Below are 1,284 nucleotides of genomic sequence, written 5' to 3'. Positions count from 1 at the left end.
GCTGACCGCCACAGAGGTCCGCGTCCTTGAGGCTGTCGCGGAGGGGCTCACGACCGAGGAAGGGGCCAAGGCACTGTCCATGCAGAAGCGCACCTACGGCGGGCACCTGACCCGCATCAGCAACAAGCTGCCGGTATCGGGCCGGGCAGTTCAGGTACACACGGCGTATCTGAACGGGCAGTTGGACCGGCCCAAAACGGCTGACGCTCCGGCCGACTTCTCCGAAGAGGACCTGCGAGTGTGGCACCTGGTCGCGACCGCCACGGCGAAGGAGATCGCGCAGCGCCTCCACGTCTCCACACCCATCGCGCGCGGAAAGATCAGAGACCTGGTGAAGCGCGCCGGCGCGCGCAACGAGGCCCATCTGGTCAAGCTCGGCCACGCCTACCAGCTCCTCGGCGGAGAGGTGGCCGCACGGTGACCCGCCTGGTGGACACGCTCGGCACAGCCGTACCGCTCCTCTCGGTGGCCTTTCGGGCCCTGCTGGCCTTCCGGCCGACGCTGCTGCTCACCCTGATGCCAGCGCAGGCCGCGGCCGCCCCGGGCATCTACGCCGGGTTCCACTGCGCGCAGGCCAGCACGGTGGCCAGGCCGGGCGGCCGCCGCTTTCTCAGGACAGGTGTGGCATGAACACTGTCTTGCCTCCGCGGGCAGCCCTGACCGACCCGGCTGCCCCTGCGCACCCCGGCCCCGCGAACGGGGCAGCGGCTTCGGACGCGGCTCGTTTGGTCGCCCTGCGCAGCCAGGTCTTCGATGCCTCGTCCGCGGCTGCCGCTGAGAGGGTGTCTGTGGTGGTCTATGCCCTCACCACTCCCCATGGTGACCCGGCGTATGACCTGGCCGCGGCCAGGGGGTTCGCGGTGTCCCGCAGGTGGCAGGTGCGCGGGAGTTGTTACGACACCACGGGTGATACCGAACCCGCCACCCGGCCCGGGTGGTCCCAGGTCCGCAAGGCTCTGACCGAGCAGTGCGCCCATGGCGTCGTGATGCCCACCCGGACCCATCTCAGCACCTGCGACCGCCTGTACACGGCGGAGCTGAGCTGGTGCCGCGACCGCCGCGTTTTCCTGTGGCTCATCCGCCCCGAAACCGCCTTGTGATGCCCGTGATCACCCATCCCGGCACGCCAAACCCCCGCCCCACCAGCACGGGCACCGGCGGCGGGGAGCCACGCGCGAGCGTCATCCCGATCAGCGCCCTGGGAGACATCAGCATGAACACTGCGCCACCGGCCGCGCTCGTAGTGGGCGCATACCTGCGGTCCTTACGCTGCCGGGCCGGCAA

General features: G+C 70.2%; 3 protein-coding genes. All 3 read left to right on the top strand.

Translation table 11 applies throughout. From position 1 onward, the window contains the following. On the top strand, positions 1-421 hold a 421-nt coding region (locus ACZ6MA_RS33970; RefSeq protein WP_469438769.1), incomplete at its 5' end, for a LuxR C-terminal-related transcriptional regulator. Beyond that, complete coding sequence (locus ACZ6MA_RS33965; protein WP_469438768.1) at positions 418-630, top strand: hypothetical protein; 213 nt, start codon at positions 418-420, stop codon at positions 628-630. The genes ACZ6MA_RS33970 and ACZ6MA_RS33965, both read left to right, overlap by 4 nt. A 161-nt stretch (positions 631-791) precedes the next feature. Next, the gene (locus tag ACZ6MA_RS33960; RefSeq protein WP_469438766.1) at positions 792-1,100 is read left to right on the top strand and encodes a hypothetical protein; all 309 of its coding nucleotides are present in this window, start codon (positions 792-794) and stop codon (positions 1,098-1,100) included. Positions 1,101-1,284 lie beyond the last annotated feature (184 nt).

It is taken from the genome of Streptomyces sp. NPDC042259 (assembly GCF_055582085.1).
The sequence above is the reverse complement of the archived record's forward strand: the minus strand, read 5'-3'. Positions and strand labels throughout refer to the sequence as shown.